Origin of the sequence: Sphingobacterium sp. xlx-96 (assembly GCF_011007365.1) — a bacterium.
In the GTDB taxonomy this organism is placed as follows: domain Bacteria; phylum Bacteroidota; class Bacteroidia; order Sphingobacteriales; family Sphingobacteriaceae; genus Sphingobacterium; species Sphingobacterium luzhongxinii.
Map to the genome: position 1 here is coordinate 261,719 of NZ_WFKM01000007.1, position 24,654 is coordinate 286,372.

17 protein-coding genes are annotated in these 24,654 nt (G+C 40.6%); 8 read left to right on the forward strand and 9 right to left on the reverse strand.

The window, feature by feature from the left end; all coding sequences use genetic code 11:
* Window positions 1-27 precede the first annotated feature (27 nt).
* From G7B20_RS11290 to G7B20_RS19325, 4 genes are all read left to right on the forward strand, one after another.
* Window positions 28-1,911 carry an alpha-L-fucosidase gene (locus G7B20_RS11290; protein WP_164111323.1) on the forward strand — a complete coding sequence of 628 codons (1,884 nt, stop codon included), beginning with the start codon at window positions 28-30 and terminating at the stop codon, window positions 1,909-1,911.
* A complete protein-coding gene (locus G7B20_RS11295) occupies window positions 1,911-4,232 on the forward strand; it encodes a glycosyl hydrolase family 95 catalytic domain-containing protein (protein ID WP_164111324.1) in 2,322 nt (773 codons plus the stop codon). The genes G7B20_RS11290 and G7B20_RS11295 overlap by 1 nt, the downstream gene beginning before the upstream one ends.
* An 85-nt stretch (window positions 4,233-4,317) precedes the next feature.
* On the forward strand, window positions 4,318-5,781 hold the full coding sequence (locus tag G7B20_RS11300) for a hypothetical protein (RefSeq protein ID WP_164111326.1): 1,464 nt from the start codon (window positions 4,318-4,320) through the stop codon (window positions 5,779-5,781).
* 63 nt (window positions 5,782-5,844) lie between these two features.
* Window positions 5,845-7,314: a TPM domain-containing protein gene (locus G7B20_RS19325; RefSeq protein WP_205600207.1), complete on the forward strand. Its 1,470-nt coding sequence runs from the start codon at window positions 5,845-5,847 to the stop codon at window positions 7,312-7,314.
* A 17-nt stretch (window positions 7,315-7,331) separates the two neighbouring features.
* Here G7B20_RS19325 and G7B20_RS11310 read toward each other — a convergent pair whose 3' ends face one another.
* The 7 genes from G7B20_RS11310 to G7B20_RS11340 form a co-directional block, all read right to left on the reverse strand.
* A complete protein-coding gene (locus G7B20_RS11310; protein WP_164111328.1) occupies window positions 7,332-9,779 on the reverse strand; it encodes a hypothetical protein in 2,448 nt (815 codons plus the stop codon).
* A 49-nt stretch (window positions 9,780-9,828) separates the two neighbouring features.
* A complete protein-coding gene (locus G7B20_RS11315) occupies window positions 9,829-10,155 on the reverse strand; it encodes a hypothetical protein (RefSeq protein WP_164111330.1) in 327 nt (108 codons plus the stop codon).
* An 82-nt stretch (window positions 10,156-10,237) separates the two neighbouring features.
* The gene (locus G7B20_RS11320) at window positions 10,238-11,257 is read right to left on the reverse strand and encodes an asparaginase (protein ID WP_164111387.1); all 1,020 of its coding nucleotides are present in this window, start codon (window positions 11,255-11,257) and stop codon (window positions 10,238-10,240) included.
* A 4-nt stretch (window positions 11,258-11,261) separates the two neighbouring features.
* On the reverse strand, window positions 11,262-12,041 hold the full coding sequence (locus G7B20_RS11325) for a TatD family hydrolase (RefSeq protein ID WP_164111332.1): 780 nt from the start codon (window positions 12,039-12,041) through the stop codon (window positions 11,262-11,264).
* A 258-nt stretch (window positions 12,042-12,299) separates the two neighbouring features.
* Window positions 12,300-13,295, reverse strand: coding sequence for an FKBP-type peptidyl-prolyl cis-trans isomerase (locus G7B20_RS11330; protein WP_164111334.1), 996 nt, complete (start codon window positions 13,293-13,295; stop codon window positions 12,300-12,302).
* A gap of 108 nt (window positions 13,296-13,403) precedes the next feature.
* Complete coding sequence (locus G7B20_RS11335; protein WP_164111336.1) at window positions 13,404-14,411, reverse strand: DHH family phosphoesterase; 1,008 nt, start codon at window positions 14,409-14,411, stop codon at window positions 13,404-13,406.
* A 48-nt stretch (window positions 14,412-14,459) separates the two neighbouring features.
* A complete protein-coding gene (locus tag G7B20_RS11340) occupies window positions 14,460-17,075 on the reverse strand; it encodes a PQQ-binding-like beta-propeller repeat protein (RefSeq protein WP_164111339.1) in 2,616 nt (871 codons plus the stop codon).
* 134 nt (window positions 17,076-17,209) lie between these two features.
* Between G7B20_RS11340 and G7B20_RS11345 the strand changes: the two genes are divergently transcribed.
* Both G7B20_RS11345 and priA read left to right on the forward strand, forming a co-directional pair.
* Window positions 17,210-17,599 (forward strand): DUF423 domain-containing protein, encoded by a 390-nt coding sequence (locus G7B20_RS11345; RefSeq protein WP_164111341.1) that lies wholly within the window; start codon window positions 17,210-17,212, stop codon window positions 17,597-17,599.
* A 120-nt stretch (window positions 17,600-17,719) separates the two neighbouring features.
* On the forward strand, window positions 17,720-20,197 hold the full coding sequence (gene priA, locus G7B20_RS11350; protein ID WP_164111343.1) for a primosomal protein N': 2,478 nt from the start codon (window positions 17,720-17,722) through the stop codon (window positions 20,195-20,197).
* Between the two features lie 83 nt (window positions 20,198-20,280).
* On the opposite strand, the gene G7B20_RS11355 is transcribed toward priA, so the two are convergent.
* Together G7B20_RS11355 and blaOXA are read right to left on the reverse strand one after the other, a co-directional pair.
* A complete protein-coding gene (locus tag G7B20_RS11355; RefSeq protein WP_164111346.1) occupies window positions 20,281-21,123 on the reverse strand; it encodes a DUF4886 domain-containing protein in 843 nt (280 codons plus the stop codon).
* Window positions 21,124-21,130: 7 nt separating this feature from the next.
* Window positions 21,131-21,946: a class D beta-lactamase gene (blaOXA, locus tag G7B20_RS11360; RefSeq protein WP_164111348.1), complete on the reverse strand. Its 816-nt coding sequence runs from the start codon at window positions 21,944-21,946 to the stop codon at window positions 21,131-21,133.
* Window positions 21,947-22,090: 144 nt separating this feature from the next.
* Here blaOXA and G7B20_RS11365 point away from each other — a divergent pair, with 144 nt between their 5' ends.
* Both G7B20_RS11365 and G7B20_RS11370 read left to right on the forward strand, forming a co-directional pair.
* Complete coding sequence (locus G7B20_RS11365) at window positions 22,091-22,747, forward strand: protein-L-isoaspartate(D-aspartate) O-methyltransferase (RefSeq protein WP_164111351.1); 657 nt, start codon at window positions 22,091-22,093, stop codon at window positions 22,745-22,747.
* Window positions 22,748-22,849: 102 nt separating this feature from the next.
* Window positions 22,850-24,652, forward strand: coding sequence for a MutS-related protein (locus G7B20_RS11370; protein WP_164111353.1), 1,803 nt, complete (start codon window positions 22,850-22,852; stop codon window positions 24,650-24,652).
* Window positions 24,653-24,654 lie beyond the last annotated feature (2 nt).

A 24,654-nucleotide genomic window follows, 5' to 3' on the forward strand; every position in this document is an offset into this window, starting at 1 on the left:
GACAGATAAAAAACAGATCATACACCTATGAACACTAAGAACCTACTTCGATTACTATTATTAAGCCCACTGTTTTCTTTCGCGCAAAAGGCGCCCGAACCTTATGGGGCTTTACCTTCGGCTAGACAGTTGACTTGGCACGAGATGGAGATGTACTGTCTTATCCATTACACGCCTACGACTTTTCAGGATAAAGAGTGGGGTTACGGAGATGCAGATCCCAAGATTTTTAACCCCAGTCATTTTGATGCCAGTCAAATTGCGAAAGCAGCTGCATCAGCCGGTTTTAAAGGGCTGATCTCGGTAGCCAAACATCACGATGGATTCTGTCTTTGGCCTACAAAAACGAATAGTTATAATATAGCATATTCGCCCTGGAAGGATGGAAAGGGAGATATGGTGAAAGAATTTATGGAGGCGAGTCATGCCCAGGGTATGGCATTTGGTGTTTATTTATCGGCTTGGGATAGAAATGATACAAGATATGGCACACCAGCATATGCCGATGCATATCGGGCACAGTTGAAAGAACTCATGACAGGATATGGTAAGCTATTTACGTCTTGGCACGACGGTGCTAATGGGGGCGATGGTTATTATGGAGGAAAGAGTGAGAAGCGAACGATAGATAGGACGACCTATTATGCTTGGGAAGAAAAGACCTGGCCTATTGTGCGCCGTTATCAACCTATGGCTATGATTTTCTCTGATATCGGTCCTGATATGCGTTGGGTCGGCAATGAGCATGGCTTTGCCGCAGAGACTTCCTGGGCGACCATTACACCAAAAACAAAAGATGGGAGTAAACCCGTGCCGGGACAACTGGACGATTCTAATCTTCCTACGGGAGATCGTGATGGTAAATATTGGATTCCTGCGGAATGTGACGTACCACAACGACCAGGATGGTTTTACCATAAGAACCAAGATCTGAAGGTCAAAACTCCTGCACAATTATTCGAAATATATCTTAAATCGGTAGGGAGAGGGGCCAATATGAATTTAGGACTGGCGCCTATGCCCGAAGGTATTTTGCATGCTAATGATGTTCTTTCATTAGCGGCATTTGGCAAGAAGATTGAAATGACATTTTCAAGTAATCTAGCTAAAAATGCAAGGGCAACGACGTCTAGTAATAGAGGTAAATCCTCCGAATTTGCATTAAGCAATCTCTTTGATGATGATCGCTATAGCTATTATGCTCCCGATGAAGGGGTGTTAAATCCCGTTATTGAAGTTACCTTGCCGAATGCTGTAATATTCGATATCATTCGTTTGCGGGAGAATATTAAGCTTGGCCAGCGTTTGGATAGTGTGGTCGTTTCGGTACCCAACGGTGATACTTGGCAACGATTAGCCTCGGCTACCAGTATTGGAGCCAATAGACTTATCAAATTAGATCAACCCGTTGTGGCGTCTAAACTAAGGGTACAGCTCTACGCTCCAGTGGTACCTACACTGAGTGATATAGGACTTTTTAAAGAATATGAAGAGCCATTTAGTTTCGGCGACTCCAATGTTGGCTTGAACAAATTAGGGAACGCTGCTCATACACTTTTATCTCACAGTTTTCAAAAAGCCTTCGATGGGGATATATATAGTTCCGTATCGCTAAAGAATGCCAAGAGCGAAGTAATATTGCGGTTGAAGGAGCCGATTCGTGCATTGGGCTATATGCCTAGACAAGACGGTGTAAAAGAAGGAATGGTGACCAAATATAAGGTGTACCACAGTCAAGATGGTAAAAAATGGCAGTTGTTAAAAACTGGAGAATTTTCGAACATAAAGGCCAATCCAACAGAGCAGATCATTACATTTGATACTTTGCTAAGTAGTCCATACCTGAAATTTGTACCGAATGAAACAATCGCTGAGTCATTTGCTGTAGCAGAATTTAACTTATATCAATAATGAAGAATATCTGTGTAGTCGTTGCAGTTTTCTGCACCTTGTCTATTGTCCATGGACAAGATCTTAGGATGTGGTACGACAAACCCGCTGTCAAGTGGGAGGAAGCCCTGCCTTTAGGCAATGGCCGTATAGGAATGATGCCTTATGGCGGGGTTAAGGATGAGCAAATCGTTCTCAACGAAATCTCCATGTGGTCGGGTTCGGAACAGGATCCGAATAACTACGATGCTTACAAAAGCGTTGGACAGATCCAACAACTGCTTTTTCAAGGAAAGAATGACGAGGCCGAGAAACTTGTCAATCAAAACTTCGTCTGTAGCGGTAAAGGTTCGGGCTTCGGAAATGGAGCGACGGTTCCGTATGGTTGCTTTCAGAGCTTCGGCTTTTTGAATTTTATTCATTTCATAGAAGGCGATTTTTCCAATTATAGACGAAGTTTAGACTTACAGACTGCAAAAGCAGAAACGAGCTTTGAGGCAAATGGAATTCGTTATCTACGGGAGTATTTCACGTCACAGGATAAGAATGTCGGTGTCGTGAGATTATCGGCAAGCAAGAAAAAGTCTATAGGTTTTGCGCTTCACTTTTACCGCGACAAGGATGTGAAAGACTATCAATTACAACAGGATGAAATCACCGTAACAGGCCGATTGCCAAATGGATTAGGAGGAGACGGGCTCGAGTTTGTCGGTAAGATTAAGGTGGTAGCCAAAGGAGGGAAGCAGCAGTTGTATGACAATCAAGTGATTATTAAAGAAGCTGACGAGGTGTTGATCTATTTTACAGCGTCCACAAGTTATTACGATAGTTCCCCGAAGACAGATGTATCGAATAATTTGAGAGATGCCGATAAGTGGAGCTACAATAAACTATTTGCTGCGCATCTGCGCGAATACCAACGTACCTTTGGACGAGTCGGATTAACGCTGAAAGATCAGATTTCCAAAGCGAATCTACCTACCGATCAACGTATCAAAGACTTTTTCGAACATCCAGAAGAAGACAACGGTATGGCCGCATTGTATTATCAATTTGGACGGTATCTAATGATTTCTAGTGCTGCGCCGAAATATGAAAAGGCGCTTCCTCCCAATTTACAGGGGCTTTGGGCACATCAGATTCAGACACCCTGGAATGGTGATTATCACTTAAACATCAATGCGCAAATGAACCATTGGGGGGTAGAGGTCGGTAATCTTCCAGAATATCACAAGCCTTTTATAGCGTTGATTAAAAGAATAGCTAAGGAAGGCAAAAAAACAGCCAAGGCTTATTACAATGCTCCGGGCTGGGTAGTGTATATGATGACCAACATCTGGGGATATTCTGCTCCCGGAGAGAATGCTTCTTGGGGTGCCAGTACGGCCTCTGGCTGGCTATGTAATCACTTGTGGGAACACTATCTTTTTAGTGGCGATGAAGGTTATCTAAGGGAAGTATATCCATTATTGGCTGGTGCAGCACAATTCTACCAAGCGACCTTAGTTAAGGACCCTAAAACAGGATGGTTGGTTACCTCACCTTCAGTGTCCCCCGAAAATGGGTTTAAGTTAGCTAATGGCAAGACGGCTTCTGTTGTCATGGGACCTACCATCGACAATCAGATTGTAAGAGAACTTTACGGTGCTGTTATTACAGCAGACTCCATACTAGGACTTAAAGATAGTTTTGCCCAGACATTGCGTACAGATCTTAAGCATATTCCGCCTGCTGTACGCGTCAGTTCATCTGGCCGTGTTATGGAATGGCTGGAGGATTATCGGGAGATAGAGCCTAGGCATAGACACGTGTCGCATTTGTACGGGCTATACCCTGCGGCTTTTATCTCGCCGGTGACGACACCTGATTGGGCGACAGCGGCCAAGAAAACATTAGAGGTACGCGGCGATGAAGGTACTGGATGGTCTAGAGCATGGAAGATATTGTTTTGGGCGAGACTTCATGATGGTGACCATGCTTTAGAGATCTTGCGGCAGTTGTTGAAGCCGGCTTTTTTGCGGAATGACAAAGTAGGAGCGGGTACATATCCGAATCTATTTTGTGCACATCCGCCGTTTCAGATCGATGGAAACTTTGGTGGCTCGGCAGGTATTTCCGAGATGTTGTTGCAAAGTCAGGATGGTTACATCCATTTACTTCCGGCCTTACCTACTGCCTGGAAGGAGGGGACAGTCAAGGGGCTTCGTGCTCGGGGTAATAGGCTTGTCGATATCACCTGGAAAGACGGGAAAGTGCAGTCCTATAAGATTAAAGGTAAAAAAGGGGACAAGGTTCGCGTTGTTATTGAAGGCAAGGAGGTAATCTATAGGGTGAAAGGTTAATTTGTTGGTTTAAAATGTTTTATGTAAATTGCTGCGGTTGGCGGTTCGCTAATCGCAGTTTTTTTATAACTAATTATAATATATAATGAATTGTCTATTTTCTAAAATAGGTAGACTTTCATTTTTTTTCATCATTTTATTAACTATTTATTCCTGTAAAAAAGAAGGATCCATAGATGAACAAAATGAGAGTTTACAATCAGTTACCTTTAAAATTTCAGGTTTTAGTAGCTCTGATGCTTCGTTGAAAGCCTCGGGTGTAAAAAATCAAGCACAATCAAATACGAAACCTTCAAACGTACAGAATTACATCGAAGGATATTTGTATTTCTGGTCATTTAATGCAGAGAATTTAGACCCTGACATAGCTTATCAGAAGGACTTAAGCCCGATTATAACTTCAGACGGGACTAATTCTTATGTTGGGGGATATTCATTTGAGAATTATGAAGCTATTAGCTCTCTTTCTATAAAAGGAGCTACCGAGGTTGTTGTAAAACTACCAATAGGAGGTGTAGAGAAGATAACGCAATTTGGTTTTGATACTGGGAGCTCAGATACAGGGCCTAAAGATTTTGAGATATATTATTCAATAGATGAAGGGGTAAAATACGAAGTGTTAGAGGCAACTAATCAGTTTTTAAAGAATGGAGAAGGTGCGCCTAAGAATAGTTACACGTATCAGCTATCGGATAAAAATATTGTTGGAGCCGAGCTTTGGTTTAAATTTATCCCTAAAGCAGGCACTCGACGGGATGGCGGAGCCGAATATAAGGTATCAACAGGTACTTGGCGTTTCGACAATATTCGCTTGGTGGGTATGTCGCCCTCACAGGTAGGGAGCCCCATTAATAAGCTTCATTATTTCTTGTTTCATAAAGATAATCCCGACATTGTTGTTACAGGGAGTGTTGCTTATGAAGAAGCGTCAAGTCTCGTGTTAAACCTCGCCAAGGGAAGTTACTCGACTTTTTTTGTCTCGAATGAATCTGCTCATGATCTGCTATTGCCCGAGTCTCCCACCTTATCAAACTTTTATGTCGGAAATACTTTTGCTAATTCTAATGCCGATATTTTCGGCTATGTTGGTGATCTCGAGGTGAGTGAAGATTCCGAGATTGAGATCAGATTGCAGCGCCTATTCAGTCAGGTAAAGTTCGAGTTTACCGATGCGGCAGATTTATCTGTCGTTGAAAAAATTGGAATCAGTCAACAACATGATCCATTTTTCTATGCGCCGTTTAGTCCGCAATTAGCAAACCCTATTCTAGATCAGAGTGATGTGGAAATTGCAGCCGATTTTAACACGAACAAGCAATTGATCTTTAATCAGTTTATGGGTATCCATACTACAGCTGTGCCATTGAAATACGAGGTTGTCTTATATGGTGCTACAGGAGTGTTACGCACATTTCAAGTGGAGAGTACCTTAAGAAACAATATGCAACTTGTTTTTCGGGGAAATCTATTACAACAGTTAAACGTTGATGGTAAATTTCAGATTTTTAAGCAAATGGATTGGAAAGGAAATAAGGAAGAAGGTTTCTGACCTCAAAAACATTTTTTAAATCAAGGTTTGTTACTTATTTTTAGAATACAAACTTTGATTTAAATGCGTCTACAACTATCCCTGCTTACCCTTTTATTCGTTGTTGTGTGCAGGATGTCAGCGCAGGCACAGTATACAGTTCAGAACCTACCTAACCCCAAGACCGAGGGACAAAGACATTTTGTGAGTAATCCCGATGGTATTTTGGAATCTTATACCGTATCCCAACTGAATGATATTTCGCAAAGCATCGATAGCGTGACCAAAGCAGAATATGCTATTGTGGTGGTCAATGACTATGTAGGGGATAGCGATTTTGAATTCGCACTTGAGCTTTTTAACATTTGGGGGATAGGCAAGAAAGGTGCTGATAATGGCCTGCTGTTGTTTATTGCGAAAGACAGACATGAATACCGCTTTATATCAGGTTATGGCATGGAAGGTATTTTTCCAGATGCTTATTTAAAGCGTGTGGGTGAAAAGTACCTGGTTCCGAATTTTCGGAACGGAGATTATGATCAAGGTATAATAGAAGCTTCGCAATTTATTGAACAGGTACTGAAGTCATCCGATTCTATAGCAGAACTGGAACGACTGATGCCGGAGCCTGTATCTTTTTGGAGTTTTCGAAATGCGATCTTACTCAATACGTTATTGATGCTCGCTTTTTTTGCCGCGTTGTATCTTTATGTACACTTTATTTCAGTCCGTATATTAAAAGATACCAAAAGTAAACCCCAGCTAATAGCTCCTGTATTCTGGGGTATGGGATGTATGCTGCTATTGATGTTTATAACTCTTTTTATTTTTGTATTTATCTTTAACAATCTAGAAGAAATCTATCAAATCAAGAACCTTCCTTACTTCATGTTTATACTTCTTGCATTGATACTTGCCACGAAGATTTCAAATGGAAAAAGCAAGATCGTGGAAAGTTTTAAAGATGAAGAAGATCTACAGCGAAGCTTAAAGAGTTATGTGAAATATTTAGTCTTACCTATGTTATTGACTCCATTAGCTTGGTTTGATTTATGGGGAATCTTGAACCGGTTTCGGCGCAATGTAGGACGATTCACACCTCCTGATAATACGAACAATTGGATAAGGGTCAATCGTAGCGATAGTAAGGCCAAGCCCAATCAATACCTGGATCCTGGCCAAAAGAAAGAAGAATCAATAAAGAGCTTACGGTATGAGATATGGAAGAATACATCCAGTAATGAAGTCCGTTTATTACCTTGGGAGAAGAGTTCGCACTTTCGAGATTGCCCGCAATGTCATTATTTTACATTAGAGGTGAATAAGACGAAGACAATTCGTTCTGCTACTTATTCCTTGTCTGGAGAAGGAGAGAAGTTTGACTCTTGCCAGAACTGTAATTATTTTAGACATGTTGGTTTCTTCACCATACCCGTGAAAAGCAGATCGTCAAGTGGTAGTGGTTCATCTGGAGGAGGCTCGTCTTCCAGTGGCGGAGGTGGGAGCTTCGGTGGTGGCTCTTCAGGCGGTGGTGGTGCAGGAGGAAGGTGGTAATTCCTCCTGCTGAGGTATTAATTTGGATCGTTGAGTAATTTATGTTCAAGATTCTGGAGCGCTTCTTTATCATTTGCCAGCATCTCCTCTATGTTTTTGAAAATTATTTTTTTTCTAACGATATTATTTTCAATGCCTTCAACTAGAACACTGCCGCCAGATTGAACTGTTGGGCGGATACCAAAAGATATTTTGCCGTTTTCATCAAAATCTACGAATGCCAGTAGCTGTTCTGTTTGAAAGGGAAAGTTATTACCGATACTCGAGTACATGGCCTCTTCTATATTTTCTAATTGAAATTTGTCTAATAATTGAATTAGGAGTGTCGACATGTCTGACACACCTTGCATCGGAAACATTGGATATAATGTCGATATTACAGTATTCGGTTCCATATCTGCATCTAAAAAGGGCAGAATCGAAAGTACGTAGGTCTTTATCTGTCCATCCCGTACATAATAAAAGGTTCTAGAGTTTGGACTTCCTGCCTCGACTTGTTTTAACTCATCACCCTTCCTTAGTAATTTACCTTCTTTATAGAGATCGGCTACAATATTTTCATTTTTGCTGCGGTATACTTTGATCGCTATGGGGGAATCTATTGCTGAAATCGTTAATATATCTTGCTCCAGTTGGAATGATATACGGGAAAAGAAATGCATTGCAAATAAATTGACATCAAATCCTGTCAGTTTCGAATTGGCATAGTCAATTCGGATCAGCCTTTCTCTTCCAACCATTTTATACAATGGACCACTTATTACTTTATCGTCGAGGTAACTTGTTTTTTGCGTATAGGTATAATGGTTGTAACTTTCCAGTTGATCTATAAACTCAAACGAGTACTTATATTTCAGAACGCCATTTTCGTAGTAATCTACAAGCGGGATTTCATCTATTAAAGTGTCCAGTTTGAAATACCCATCAAAAGGTTTTTCGTCTCTAAAATAACCTGTGTAGGAAGCCTTAGGGTTTTCTTTTATGCTGAAATCAAAATAGCTGATAGATTTCAATGCATTACCTTCGAATTCCTCTTTACTTGAAGGCCTGTTATCAATACCCTGTTTGAAGAGATTACGGGTTTTGAGTTTTCCGTCCACATAGGTTAATTTGGCATCACCTTCTTGGATAGTTCCTGACACGATTTGATTATTTTTATAAACACTTTCCTCGATGAGGTTATCCGCTTCATAAATTTTCCGATATCCTTCGCGAATACCATTTTTCATTTCATATTCCTCTTTAATGTCTTCAAAATAGAGGTTGCTGTATACACGTTGAACCCCATTCTGCAGCCCATTTTCGTAACTAAGAATTTCATATAGATCAGCTTCATGATAGAAACTCCCGCTCCAAGGTAGCCCATTTTTGTATGTGCCTTTAGCAATAGTTTTTGAACTCTCTGTCTCTATTAATACCTCTTCATCTATTTTTACGCCCTTCTGTAATTTAAAAGTTCTAGAGACTCCCCCCATCTCTTCCGTGAATACACCATCATAGGGTTTGTTCTCTCGATAGGTATTCCTTTGAGTCGTCTTATTATTTTGATATATGTTGACCTCCTCTAGGGAGCCATGTGAAAACACAGAACGGTATAATGTATCCCCATTTGTATCATAGATGATAGAAATACCATGTTTTTCACCGTCTTTGTAGGGGATGTTCTCCGCAAGACTGCTCGCAAAATAGTTTTTAGTGTAATAATCTTGTTTTATATAAGATGAGGGCTGGTCGTCGTTATCATATTTTCTTTCCGAGAGGAATTTCCCGGCCTTATCCCAGTGTTTTTTATAAACCTCAGTGGTACTTCCATAGGGTGTATATACGACCTTTGTTTCACTCGCTTTGTTTCCATTATTCCAAAATACGGTAATGAAATAAAAGTCAGGTTCAGTTTTCTTTTGCTTCGTTTCATTCATCAATGTCACTGGCGTAGTTGTCTCTATAAAAGGATCTTCATCCGATAAATTACTTTCATAGTGAACTATCGGTTGTGCATAACTGAATGTGCCAGAAAACTTGTCGGCAGTTGATATATGCCCTACAGCGATTATTTTGTCATTGAAATAGGTTGTTATTTTTTCTTTCTCACCTTTACTCGAATACGTTATCTTCTGCCATAAGCTACCATCAGTGTGATAGTAATCTAATTCTCTCACCGTACTTTTATTTCGGTGCTGACGTATATCCGAATCAAATCCGTTTTCGTCATACCAGTATGCATCTCCTACATAGCTTTCCGGATTGTCAGCACGTACATAGCCCTGCATTTGGAGCAGACCATTTCGGTAATAATCCTGTAAAAAGAGCAGCTCTCCAACCTTTCTCATCGGTAAGGGACGATAATAAGTGTGCCCGCCTTTTTTTGTTTCTTTCCAATCTTTATCAAAATAGAGCGTGTCCTGAGCTTGTATCGGGGATATTATGGTAATAACAAGTAGTAGTGAAAAAATAACTTTGAGCATGGGGGTTCTTTTGTTTACCCAAACTTAAATAAAAAACAGTTGAATTTTTCTATATTGTCTTCGAGTTTGCGATGACATAGGCCCTTACCAATTTTCCTTCTTCGTCACTTAGTTTCGCTTTTGGGATCATCCGTTTTACAATTTTATTCCACTGTTCAGCCGTCCTTGTTTCCGGTTGCTTTAGCTTATGGCAGTTGCCGCAGCTATTTGCAAATAGTGTTTGTCCTTGCGTGATTTGGTCTTGGTTGTACTGTGTTAGGATCTGTTCTTTAGATTCTACAGGAAGCGATCGGATGGCTTGGCTCGCTTTGGGAAAGCAGCTTGCTATCAGTAGTGTTGCCATTAGGCAAGCGATACACATGCTTAATTTATACATATTACTGTTTTTAAGATAATAACAACAATTGGCTGCTTTTTGTTTTTCTATACAAATTAAAAAACGACTAAGTGTTGTGTACTTAGTCGTTTATAGTCAGCTCCCCACGGATATCTTTTTCTACCCAATAAGCTACACGTTCTTGGTCTTCAAATTCGCCCTGTAGATACATTAATTTGGTGATAGCGGCTTCGAAAGTCATATCGTAACCATTGAGGACACCAATCGCTTTCAATCCCTGACTTGTTTCATAGCGACCAAGTTCGACAGAACCTACTTTACACTGCGAGATATTTAAAATGTTTTTACCATTTTGTATAGCGTCTTGTAATAAATCTAGAAACCACTGGTCTGTAGTTGTATTGCCCGAGCCGAATGTTTCCATTACAATCGAGCGTACATTTGCGTTTAGTATAGCCTTGATCGTCTCGGGACGGATACCAGGAAAGAGTTTGAGTACACCGACATGGTCATCCAGCTTGTGATGACGTACCAGTTGTTTATCTGTATTATTGAGGAGAGCCTCAAAATTATATTTAAGATGTATCCCTGCTTCTACAAGAACGGGGTAGTTTGGAGAACGGAAAGCCTCAAACTTTGCGGAATTGTATTTGAAGGCCCTGTTGCCCCTAAACAGCTTATTATCAAATAAGATACATACTTCTTGGATTACAGAGACACCGTTGTGTTTGGTCGAAGCGATTTCAAGTGCTGTCATCATGTTTTCGCGCGCATCTGTCCGGATTTCACCGATCGGTAGCTGTGATCCGGAAAGTATAACAGGCTTCTGCAGGCCTTCCAACAGAAAACTGAGGATAGAGGCACTGAAAGCCATTGTATCCGAGCCATGCAGGATTACAAAACCATCGTAGTGGTCGTAATTATCTTGGATCAGTTGCGCCATCTTCAACCATATTTCTGGATTCATATTCGATGAATCAATAATAGGGTCGAAGGAGTGTACTGTCAGCTTATAGTCTACACGACTTAGATCTGGTAGGTTACTTTTGATGAGATCAAAATCAAAAGGGATAAACGTCCCAGATTCATCCTGAACCATACCTATTGTGCCGCCTGTATATATAATGAATATGTTCATGATTATTTTAGATGCCAAAAATTGATTTAGAGTTTAGTGTAGTTATCCGCGCTACTTCTTCGATACTGGTTTCGTGGAGATCAGCGACTTTCTCTGCGATATAGTGCAGATACGAGCTTTCATTTTCTTTTCCACGATAGGGTACAGGGGCGAGATAAGGTGCGTCTGTCTCTAGGACTAGATGATCCAGTGGAATCTCTTTTACCACAACATCGAGTCCTGCTTTTTTGAAAGTGACCACACCACCAATCCCTAGCTTAAAGCCCAGCTCGATTGCCCGATGTGCTTGTTCCAGGTTGCCCGTGAAACAGTGGAATATGCCGAATAACTTATCGTCCTGCAACTCGTCCAACAGTTCAAATGTCTCATCAAAAGCCTCCCGACAGTGGATATCAATCGGTAGTCCCAAGTCCTTCGCCCAAGCTACCTGTGTTCGGAATGCATCTTGTTGCCAGGCTAAAGTACTTTTGTCCCAGTAAAGGTCTATTCCGATTTCTCCGATAGCGTAGATTTTATGTTTCGCTATTGCCTTTTCGATTGTGGCCAATTCCTCTTTGTAGTTCTCCTTTACACTACAAGGATGTAGGCCTAGCATGGGGAAGCAGTGCTCCGGGTAGGCGGCTACCGTATCCATCACCGCTGCTATAGATTCGCTATCGACATTGGGTAGGAAGAGTCGCTCGATGTTGTGATCTAGACATCGTCGGATCTGTTCCACTATCTTTTCCGTGTGTATATTATAGTAAAAATGCGTATGCGTATCGGTTAGGGTATAGGGTGATTGCATGATCAGCTTAATTTTTAATTGCTCAAAAATAGCAAATTGTCAATAATAAGACTAATCTAAGCCCAAGAAAAGTGATTCCCTTAAAAGAATTGAGTTTTATTTTTGAAAATGTTAAAGATTTGCGTTTTATTCTCACTAAAGCTTAATAGGTTTGGCTAAGATCGGCCGCATTCTTTTGAAGACAGATCTTCATAAAATAAAGAAGAGCGTCTGATTTTTTCGGACGCTCTTCTTTACTTTATGAGAATTCTACGGAACTTAGTTCGTAGGCTCTGTTACTGTAGGAGCTCCCATACCAGGCATAGCTGGCGCTGGTGCGATTCCTTGACCTTTGATAACATCAACTAACTCCACTTCAAACACCAATGGTGCGTAAGGAGGGATTTTTTGTCCTGCAGGACGGTCTCCGTAAGCTAAAGACGAAGGAATGATAAGGGTGGCTTTTGTGCCTTTTCCAAACAATTGAAGACCTTCAGTCCATCCTTGAATAACGGGTTGGTTTCCGATACTAAAACGCAATGGCTCAAATGTACGCATTGGATCTACAGCCAAGTTGTTTTTAGTGGCTACTTCTTTGATGGAAGAATCGAAAACAGTACCATTAGTCAACATCCCTGTATAGTTAACAACTACAGTGTCTCCTAATGCTGGTTTAGCTCCTTTACCTTCTTCAGTGACAACATATTGTAAACCTGAAGCAGTTTTCTTAGGCTCTAATTTTTTGTCAGCGATATATTTAGAAATTTTTCCTTCTTCAGCTTTTTTCAAACCTTCTAATTCACCTTTAAAGTAACCATCGATTTGCGCATACAAGGCGGAGTCCGTCAATTGACCTTTTTTGAAGTGTTTTCTTACCTTAACAGTAAACGTAACGAACTTGTCTGCAAATTCTGGTTTTGGTTGGCCAGTTTTTGCGGCCATGGTATCCATGTTCAATTTGAATACGGCAGAGTCACCCTCGCCCAACATTCTGAACATCGAGTTGTAGTCACCTTTGTATGCTCCAGGAATAGTGTCAGACATAATATTTACGATCTGAGGTAAGCCTAAATCATATGTACTGTTTAGTAAAGAATCATTTTTGTCTGATTTGATTGTTAAATCAACAGATAAATAATCTCCTGCAGTAGCCTTTTCTTTGGCCACGTCGTCCACTAAATTGTACTCTAGACCACCATCACCTTTTTTGAAGCTTTGGCATGAAGCAGCTAATAACATAACAGCTGCCGATAAAAATAATACTGATTTTTTCATCTATTTAAACTTGTTTTTTTAATTGTGATAAAGCTGTCCGAATTATTCTTCTTGATGATAGAAGGAATAAATCGTGATGGTTTCATTTTATTGTTTAATACTTATTTACTATGTTAATATATCTTTATATTCCGGTAATATGGATGTGAATTTGTTGACAACATCAGCTAGGCTTTCGGATGAGCTCCCTCCCGAAGCATTCAGATGGCCCCCACCGTTAAAATATTTTCTACAGATCTCATTGCAAGGTATTTCACCAATTGAGCGTAAAGATAATTTAATTAATTCGGTTCTGTCGATAATTAAAGCAGCCAACCGGATGCCTTTTATGGATAAAGCGTAATTAACCAATCCCTCTGTGTCTCCTGTGGTGATATCAAATTGAGCAAGATCTTCTTTGCTTATCGCAAAAAGTGCCGTATTGTATTCTGGTATTACCTCGAGACAGTTTAATAAAGCATAGCCCAGGAACTTCAGCCTTCGCTCTGTTGAACTGTTGTAAATGTGCTCATGAATCTCCCAGTTCCTTGCCCCTGCTTCTATAAGGTTGGCGATAATATGGTGTACTGCTGCAGTGGTCGAGCGAAACCGGAACGAACCTGTATCAGTCATGATACCTGCGTACATACATGTCGCCATATCGGCATCGATTTCTTTGCTAGCTCCTATAACATCGGCTATGAAGGTATAGATGAGCTGTGCCGTGGCTGCAGCAGACGAATCCCAGTAAACTAAAGAAGCAAAGTCTTCTGGATCTAAATGATGATCTATCATCCATTTCTGAGCAGGGGAACTAGCAATGAGTGGCTCCAAGATATTGGTGCGGGATAAAGCGCTGTAATCTAGACAGAATACAATCTCAGCCTCGGACAATAGTTTGCTAGACCTGTCGGACTGTGTAGGATAAATGATTACATCGTCCCGTCCAGGCATCCAATCCAAAAAACTTGGAAAATCAGAAGATAAGACCACTGAAACATCGTGATTTCGCTTTTTAAGCCAATGGTAAAGTGCTAATGAAGAGCCTAATGCATCTCCATCTGGTTTATGATGTGTTGTAATTACAATACGTCTAGGCTCGGTCAGTAACGCTAAATTATCTTCTCCTCGTAACATAAAAAATATAAGATTACAAACGTACAAATTATTCGGGTGGCAAGAAAATTATTTTTGATGTCTAAAAGCATACAACTTGTGATCCCGACGCATACATAACAGATAGGTATCGCCATTGTAATTTATCCGCCCATAATGAAATAACGGTTGTCCCTCAACAGGAAATCCATCCTGTAAAGCACCATCTTCTTTGAATAGATAAAGTAAATTTGTCGCTTTTGAGGCTATACCTATTTGTAAGTTACTGCTATTGGGAGTTTGGAAATATTGTGGACGATCATTGATTTCCTTGGTAAAGTTATATTCAAATAGTACGCGGGTAGTATCGGCAATTTCGTACACGCGGAGCAGCGAATTGTTGATAGAAACCAATAATGCTACATGGGGTGATGAGTTTATATGCACAAAGTCGCCAAAATTTACGCCTCCTGCATTGCCCGAAGCGAATGATGTAGACGCACCTTCGAAGGGAATACGGTACAGGTATCCCGCAGTATCTGTTGCAAGAAATTCACCGGGCTGTACATTTCCTTTTAAGACACCGATAGGGTTCTTAAGCTGTATATTGGGTTTTATAGTTAAGTCACGTACTTTTTGTCCGTTTTGACCTAATCCATATATTTTGCCAGAACTAGTACCTATAGCAAGTTGATTGCCGGTAACGAGGATCGGGCCTAGGAGGTTTCCTTCGGCTTCGAAAGTTTGCCAGTTACTTACCGGTGTTCCATCCAAGTTAAACGCATAGACTTTTTTTCGTGTCGGGATTGCAATTACTTTTTGGCCTTGAAGTGTAACCACAGTAGGCTGCGAGATGGGTTCGTCTGGTATGCCGATTGAAAATCCTTTTAAGGTCTGCCCGTTGGTGTCAAAACGATAAAGTCTATTGCGGTCCGTGACCAGTAATAGGCTGCGGTCTTCCAGTTGCTGAATATCCCCAACGACTCTACCGGCAAATACCGTAGACCATAGTTGTTGACCCTTCGGACTGATGGCGTGCATGGTGTGATCAAGCTCTTGGATGAGTATAAACTGACTCGTATCAGACTGTTCAAAGACGTACGGCTTTGTTATTGCTTTGTTTTCGAAAGCATAAGTCCATTCAGGGGTTGAACCTAAGGCTGTTTTACTTTTAAATATAGCGTAGAGCTGCGAGATGAATTTTCCAGAGTTGCCAGACAGCTGGACCGACCAGGAATAGAAATCCTGAAAGCCAAAGTTTTCCTTGTCCTTAAAATTATTCTGGAAAGGTGGATTAAGCGAATTTAAGATCTTGGTATTGGCATTTTTTGTGTGGACAAAGAGCGTGACGTTCGCTTCATTGCCCTGTAGCTTTTCAAAATTTTTAAAGCCTAATGTTCCTGTTAAAAAATCACGCTGTTCAAAAGCGTTGCGATAGTCTTTCAATGTCCTGCTGCTATTTGCTAGGATAAGGACATCATTTACTTTTGTTAAATATGGACGCGGAAATTCTTGGAACAGATCGCCATATTGACGATATAGTAGCCCCGAAGATTTGAATCGATAAATTGAGTCTTCCAGATTTTCTAAAAACTTGCCTTCCAATGTAGACCAGGTATTTTTATCCTTGAGCGTAATAAACCCTAGTAAATTACTCCCTGTTGTTTCTGCCAAGGCAATATCATTGCCCAATAGGGTGGTAAGTTGCTCCTGTACACCTGTTGTATCTATTTCTTCAGCAATTTTTTCCTTCCTTCTTTTAAAAAGATCTTTTAGGTCTCGCTGGAACCTAGAACGATCGCTGATGCTGAACTCCATATATACAGCGGTATTGGAGGGGAAATAAGTATAGAGGTGCTGTGAAGTTTTTTCTTGATTTTTAAACAGGGAAACATAATTTTCCGAATATTGATCCAGTTCACTTTCTCCGGTAAGCATGAGTGCGTCTTGCTTGAAATTTATATTCCACACCGACTGGCCTTGCATGTTTTTGAAGAAGTCCAAAAAGGTGCCAGTGTTTTTGCGTTGGTACAAATTCACGATGCTGTCGTATTGTTGGTGTGGGAAGTAAACGCTCAAGGCCGTATTTCTAGAATCTCCCTTTAAGAAGAAATCGATTTGGTCATCGGGTAGGTGTTTGCTGTGCTTGTCCAGGATTTTGGTCAAGAGGTGCATAGATTTTGATGCAAAGAAAACATTGTTGTAATAAATTGAATAAAGAGAAGAGTCCTTACTGCCGTATTGCAACTGGTATATTTTGTGATCTAAGGTATCTGTCGTGCTAATTTTGTACTGTTTGTTCAATTCATTGAGTATTGCCGGAAATTCTGTTTGCGTGATTGCCGTAGAGGTCGGTATAGTCAATATTGTTTCGATCTGTTTGTCCTGCGGATGGAATGATATATAGACTTCGGAATCGTCAACAAATTTTTTAAGAGCTTCGCTGCGGAGTAGCTTGGTCTTGAATTGGCTCATCACCTCGAACTCTTGATGGCCGAGCATGGCCTCAAAAACTTCAAAATCTTTAAAGATATTATCGGACAATTCATTGTTGCTAATAGCAGTGATAAGAAGCGTGTTGTCTGGAAGATAGCGTAACGGTTTTGCGGCGCGATTATGTTCGCCATCGAGGTTGCGGAAATAATATAAAGTGGCAGCTACGACAGCTACAAACAGAACAACCGAAAGGATAATCGTATTTCGCATAATGCAAACCTACTTATTTCACTTCTATTTCGTTAATAACGTAACAAAAACTTTTCATGATCTTTTGTTTCTAGGGGATATTTTATACATTTATAAACAATAATTCAACATAAGTGGTTTCTGAATAAAAATACATGAATAAGCAAATAATTTTGACTGCTTCTTTTTTTGGTTTGATAGCCGTGGTTTTAGGAGCATTCGGCGCACATGGTCTTGAAGGAAAAATTAGTGATTATCACTTAGATACATGGAAGACCGCAAATCAATATCATTTCTATCATGTCTTTGCATTATTATTCCTCTCCACTTTTTCGAGGGCTAAGAGCCAGTCTATACGTGTCTCCTATATCGCGTTTACGATAGGTATCCTTTTGTTCTCAGGATCACTATATTTACTGAGTGTTCGCTCTTTATTGGGTATCGAGGGAGCCTCTTTATTAGGTCCAGTTACCCCATTGGGTGGACTTTGCTTTATGGTCGGTTGGGTGGGGCTATTTGTGGCCGCTGTAAAAAACAGAGCTTAACTGTAATTTATATATCCGCTATCACGTTGTTTTCTAGGATAGAGGCGAGATCGATAAATTGTTATGCTATGAGACGCAATTATCATTGCTTATAAAAGGCAATTTATCTAAGTTTGTTAGATGCATAATCCTGATTTATTTGCCGAACGTAAAACACTTTTTATCGAAGTGGTATTGCCGCTATCGATTGCCAAGACCTATACCTATAGAGTCCCTTTCGAATGGAATGAAAAGATAAGGGTGGGGGTGCGTGTCATCGTTCAGTTTGGTAAGAATAAAGTGTATTCTGCAATTGTAAAAACAGTATCCACAGAAGCGCCTCAAAAGTACGAAGCCAAGTACATTATGGATGTGGTTGATGATACTGCAATCGTGGATAAGGGGCAGTTGGCCTTGTGGGAATGGATGTCCGATTACTATATGTGTCAGCTCGGTGAGGTGCTGCAGGCGGCTTTGCCTGCAGCGCTTAAAATGGCCTCCGAAACAAAAATTATAGCTTCTGAAAATCCCGAACTGGATCGTACAACCCTTTCTGATAAAGCTTACTTGGTTCTTGAGGCTCTAGATGTCGCAGGTGAACTGCGGGTGGCAGATGTAACCAAGATATTGGGACAAAAATCTGTCTTTCCGCTATTGAGATCTCTTTTTGAGAAGGGATTTATTCAAATTTCAGAGGAGATTAAAGAACGATATAAACCGAAGACAAAGTCTTTCTTACACCTGGCTTCCATCTATAATGATAATGAAGGAAAGCGATTGTTGTTGGATAGCCTCAATAGGGCACCAAAGCAACAAGATGCTGTGCTCGGGTACCTACAATTGACAAAGACCAAAGAAGATATCAGTCGGCAAGATGTCATAGAGGTGTCCGCCTGTGGTGCGGGGGCAATAACGGCGTTGATTGATAAGGGGGTGTTTGAGGCTCATGAAAAAGTGATTAGTCGGTTTGAAGGAACCGATTTCTTGATGACCAAGGAGTTTGCTTTTAGCAAACTGCAGCAGGGAGCTTTTGATGAAATTAATACGAACTTTCAGGAAAAAGATGTGGTGCTGCTACATGGCGTCACCGCCTCTGGTAAGACACAGATTTATATTCGGCTAATTGAGCAGGTGCTCGCTACGGGTAGGAATGCATTATACCTCTTGCCTGAAATTGCGCTTACCGCGCAGATTACTGAGCGTCTTCGTCTTCACTTTGGTAATCAATTGGGTGTTTATCACTCCAAATTTAACGATAATGAACGGGCCGAAGTATGGCATAAGGTCTTGAAAAACGAATTTAGAGTTATCATTGGAGCTCGGTCTTCTGTTTTTCTTCCTTTTCAAGAGCTTGGCCTTATAATCGTCGATGAGGAACATGAAAATTCCTACAAGCAGTTTGATCCGGCGCCTCGCTATCACGCACGTGACACGGCTATATATCTAGCACACTTGCACCAAGCAAAGGTACTATTGGGATCGGCAACCCCATCTGTGGAAAGTTACTATAATGCAAAGGCCGGTAAATATGGGTTGGTGCAGTTATTAAAGCGTTTCGGTGAGGCACAATTGCCAGAAATAGAAATTGTCGATATTCCGGAAGAAAGTCGGAAGAATAAGATGCATTCTTATTTTAGTGAAACGTTACTAAATGGGATTAAGGAGGCTGTGGCACGTAAAGAACAGGTTATTCTTTTCCAAAATCGCCGTGGACATACCCCTTTCGTGCAATGTAATACCTGTGGATATGTGGCCAAATGTGTTAATTGTGATGTGAGTCTTACCTATCATAAGACATCCCACCTGCTCCACTGTCACTATTGTGGACATTCTGAAGCCCCTATAAATGTCTGTCCGGCCTGTGGGATGCCGCATATGGAAAGCAAAGGATTTGGGACGGAAAGGGTAGAGGAAGAACTGGAAATCTTAATGCCGGATTTACGTATCGGGCGCTTAGATTTGGATTCGACGCGAGGGAAGCATGGTTTTGATAAGATTATCACCGCATTTGACGAACATGAATATGATGTGTTGATCGGTACGCAGATGGTCGCAAAAGGATTGGATTTTGGTCGGGTGAGCCTTATTGGTATTATCAATGCAGATACGATTATTAACTTTCCGGATTTTAGAGCATATGAACGATCTTTTTCGTTGTTTTCGCAGGTAGCAGGCCGAGCAGGACGGAGAGATGCAATAGGTAAAGTGGTGATTCAGACCTATACGCCAAATCATCGTGTCATCGAACAAGTGGTGCAACATGATTATGAGGGGATGTTTATGAAGGAGGTGACCGAGCGTAAGAATTTTTATTATCCCCCTTTTTATAGACTTATCCGATTGGATGTAAAACATCCGGACCAACAGCAAACGCTTGACTCAGCACAGAAGTTAGCGAGCTTGTTGCGATTCTCACTCGGAAATAGAGTGTTAGGGCCGGAGCCTCCCCTGGTAGCTAGAGTCCGTAATAACTATATACAGACGATCACTTTAAAAATCGAACGAGGTAATGTCAGTATCGCGAAGGTGAAGGAGTTGGTACGCACAGCAATCCTTTCTTTTGAATTGGACAAGCTGAATGCAGGCGTACGTATACAGATTGATGTAGATCCGTATTAGCGAATTCTTAAGAGGTCAAAGGCTTCTTAATAACGTCACCTCGCCCTTGTGGAGAGCTCTATGAACTGTATAGGATTAAATAATTACAATTTTATTTTAGACACTTTAAATGGTTTTCTCACTGCTTTGTGGGCGGCCTCTTTTGCGATTTTACTTTGATCAGCGGTTACTTTTTCCGGTTTATAACTCGTGTCACGCACGTCTTTTCCAAACAACATTTCATACCAAGTACAAGCAGCAGTAAACCTTCCATAATCTAACTGTAGATGGTAGCCATCGCGTGTATATTTGTCGCCTATAGTTGATGTGCGTGCATTTTGTATAGCAGTGCCTGAAGGTACAATAAAGGTAAATGTTTTCGATTTCTTGATACGTTTAGTCGCACTAGTTATAGCTTCGTACATGGCCTGTTGGCTTCTGTTGTAGTTGGCAAAGCCCTTGTGGTCCGAATCGTGTTGATAGGCCCAGGTTTGGTGGTAGATCAACTTCGTTTTTTCTGCTTTCAATCCGTTCACGTAAGAAACCAAGGCAGGTAGACTGTTCATAATGATGTCGTATTTGCCCGAGGTAGGACTAGCTTGCTGTAGACTGATGTAATCCCAGTCCTCGTCTTTTATAGCCTGCGATATACTTGTGTTTTTGGTGGAAGATTTGGTTCCATCGAGATTGGTCTTTCTATAACTGTAACTGGCTTTGTCGGCAGTCGCATTATTGACATGTAATTCTAAAGAAGCTCCACCTATATAGAGATTACCAATTACCATTTTTTTGTTGCTGGATTTTGCGAGGTCATAAAGGTAGTTTTCTATTGCATCTTCAGAAAAACTATTGCCAATGGCCAATATTTTCAGCGTATCTAAATGCTGTCCAAATGAAATTTGAGTAAATAACAGTAAAGAGACTAGGGTTAGGGTGATTTTATGCATAATATTATTATAGTAGTTTCATAAGTTTAAATGTATCATAAATAGCCTGCTTTCGCCCCTCAGTAAACTTTTCCATATTGTTCGGGTCTTTGGGGATTGCATTTAGTGCAAAGTAATATATTTTGTTGTCTTTTTCGAGGAATCCCACAAACCAGCCGTTATTGTCTTTCTCGTTGTAAGACCAGCCCGTTTTGCCCGATAGTTTGTAGATATTATTTTCTTCAATGGTAAAGATCTTTAGCATCGACTCTCTCGTGGAGTTGAGAATGGGGAGTTTTTTTAAGATAAATCGTTCTAGAAAATTGATCTGGTCAAAACTGGATATGCGGGAGTTACCTTTGAGCCAGAAAGAATCGATATTTTCTGCTGTAACGTCCATATTGTTATAATGGAGTTTATTGAGGTATGTCTTCATTTGCGTGGTGCCGATCTTTCTTGCTATTTCTTGAAAACAAGGAACGCAGGATGCCTGAAAAGCTTCACGTAAAGTCAGATCTCTTTCCCAACTGTCAAAATCTCGCTGTTTGCCATCCCACCTAAGTATTGAAGTATCGCTTTTTATTATGGAAGTCTCTAAAGCAATGATAGCATTTGGAATCTTAAAAGTAGAAGCTGGTAGAAACCCTCGGTTGGCCCATTCAAAATCGTTCGAATAGTAATCTTTTTGTTGAGGATTGTAGATGAGTATACTCCCGGTCAGATCATAACTGTTTAAGATAGAGTCAAAGGAGGCTTTATAGTCATTGTTATAATTGGCGTCACCCGATTGAGAGTTGCATGAGATACCTAAGATTAAGAGCGAAAGAAGAAAGAGTCTGTACATTCTTTTGTGTTTTTGAAAGCAGGAAGATACGCAACTTAAATAAAATAATCCTACGGTAGCCTGTTTTTTTACAAAGATGCTGACCTCAAACATTTTGTATTTATTCCTTAAAATATCCGTTAATTAGGGTATTTTTGAAGAATAATGGCATATAAGTTCGTAGATAATTACAGGGAAAAGGGGGCGAGAAATAAACTCGTAAAGCATCTTGAAAGTAGAGGGATTCAAGATAAAAAGGTGCTGGAGGCCATTGGAAAGGTGCCTAGACATTTTTTCTTTGACGAGACTTTCTGGAACCAAGCCTACAAAGATATCGCTTTTCCGATAGGGGATGGGCAGACAATCTCCCAACCTTATACTGTGGCTTATCAATCCGAGCTACTCCACGTCAAAAAGGGGGATAAAATATTAGAAATAGGCACAGGGTCGGGGTATCAGACTTGTATCCTGTTGGAGCTTGGCGCAGTTGTGTTTACGATAGAACGTCAGGAAAGTTTGTACAACAGAACGATTCAGGTTCTTCCTTATATGGGATATAAGCCTAGTTTTTTCCTCGGTGACGGTTCCAAAGGCATCCCGCAACATGCGCCGTATGATAAAATCATTGTTACGGCAGGAGCTCCATTTGTGCCGGAAGTGATGTTGCAGCAACTTAAGTTAGGCGGCCTTTTGGTGATACCGGTTGGAGACGAGAAAACTCAGAAAATGGTAACCATACTTCGGGTCGGTGAAAACGACTTCGAACGCATTGAATTAGATACTTTTAGATTTGTTCCTCTGGTGGGGGACAAAGCCTGGTAAAAGCAATTAAATATGAAATATCCATATAGCACATGCTGCACAAACAAGAATGAAAATACTTTGGATATTCCATATGACCATTGAAAATCAAATTGTATACATATGAAAGATCTTTATCATGAAAATATAAAACGAGCTGAGGTAGAGCTCTCTTCTTTAGAGAAGAAGATAAATACGAATAGCTTATTGCGATTAGCAATCATCCTGATTGGAGGTGGAGTTCTTTTTAAAATATTTCAACTGAACAACATTTGGTTTCTACTGATTGCGGTTCTCGTTATCATATTGTCTTTTGCTTACCTTGTACTCCGACAAAGTCGATTGGAAAAATCTAAGGCAGAAGCTGCAGCTTTCTTACGTGTCAATCAGAATGAAGTGAGCCTGAATGAAAGCGGGGTTAATATGTATAATGATGGCGAGATATACGACAATGGGAAACACCCCTATGTTTCAGATTTAGATGTATTTGGTCCCAAGTCTCTTTTCGCAAAAATCAACCGAGCTGCAACGGCAGATGGTGTTGAACGTCTGGCTTCTTGGTTTATCGCTGCAGGTAGTAAGCAACAGATCTTGGATCGTCAGAAAGCGAGTTCAGAATTGCATAATAAGGGAGAGTGGATACAGGAATTGCAAACAAAGCTGCTTTTCAATTTAGGCCAAAAGACGAATATCCGTACTTTTTTGTCGAGGTATTTACAAGATGGAGCGCTTAATTTTGGATCAGCTGTACTTCGGTTTTATGTACCGATAGCACCGTACTTATTATTGATTGGCGTACTTGTATCATTATTTATTATTCCTATTTGGAATATTCTACTGTTAGTTGGGATCGCTCACCTAGGCTGGACGCTCGCTTTAGCGGGTAAAGTGAGCTACTTCTCTTCGCGAATAGATAAGATCGGTGCTACCTTGATAGCTTATTCCGATGCGGTTCGGATGATTGAGGAAGAAGAGTTTGCATCTGAAATGAATAAGTCCTTGCAAGCCAGTCTGCAAACAGATAATCACGAAAACCTATCTGTAGCTTTTAGACGTCTAGGAGCTTTGGTTGACAAGCTCGATGCACGAAATAATATTTTGATCGGCTCCATTTTGAATATCATATTTCTATGGGATTTTAGGCAGGTCTTGGCTATTGTTAAATGGAAAAAGAGTTACGAGGATAATATTCTGAATACGTTTGATATCGTAGCTGATTTCGAGGCACTGGTCAGTTTAGCTGTTTTAAAGCGTAATCATCCAGAATGGACCACGCCGATCTTACTAGATGATATTCACAAAGATGCTTTGGTAGCAGTCAAAATAAATCATCCATTGATTCCTGTAGATAAAGCTGTAGCAAATGATTACACTTCGCAAGATCATCGGATCGCCCTGGTAACAGGATCTAATATGGCTGGTAAGAGTACATTTCTGCGAACGGTAGGAATTAATGCTGTACTGGCCTATACCGGAGCGGTGGTATGTGCAGATAGATTGGAGCTACCTATTTATAGAATAGTGTCCTATATGCGTATTAAGGATGATCTCAACGAGAGTACTTCCACATTTAAAGCCGAGCTGGATCGCATGAAATTTATTCTAGAGCTGGTCGCAGAACGCGACGATACCTTTGTGCTGATCGATGAAATGTTGAGAGGTACAAACTCTGTTGATAAGTACTTAGGGTCTAGAGCTATCATTAAGAAATTGATCGCTATGGACGGTAAAGGAATGGTCGCCACACATGATCTGCAATTGGCATCGCTACAGGATGAATATACCGGGGTACTCAAGAACTACCATTTTGACATTCAAGTAGAACATGGAGAGATGTTATTTGATTATAAATTGAAAGAAGGAAAGTGTACGATATTCAATGCTTCTTTGTTATTAAAGGGAATAGGAGTTGAAGTCGGTAGTTGATA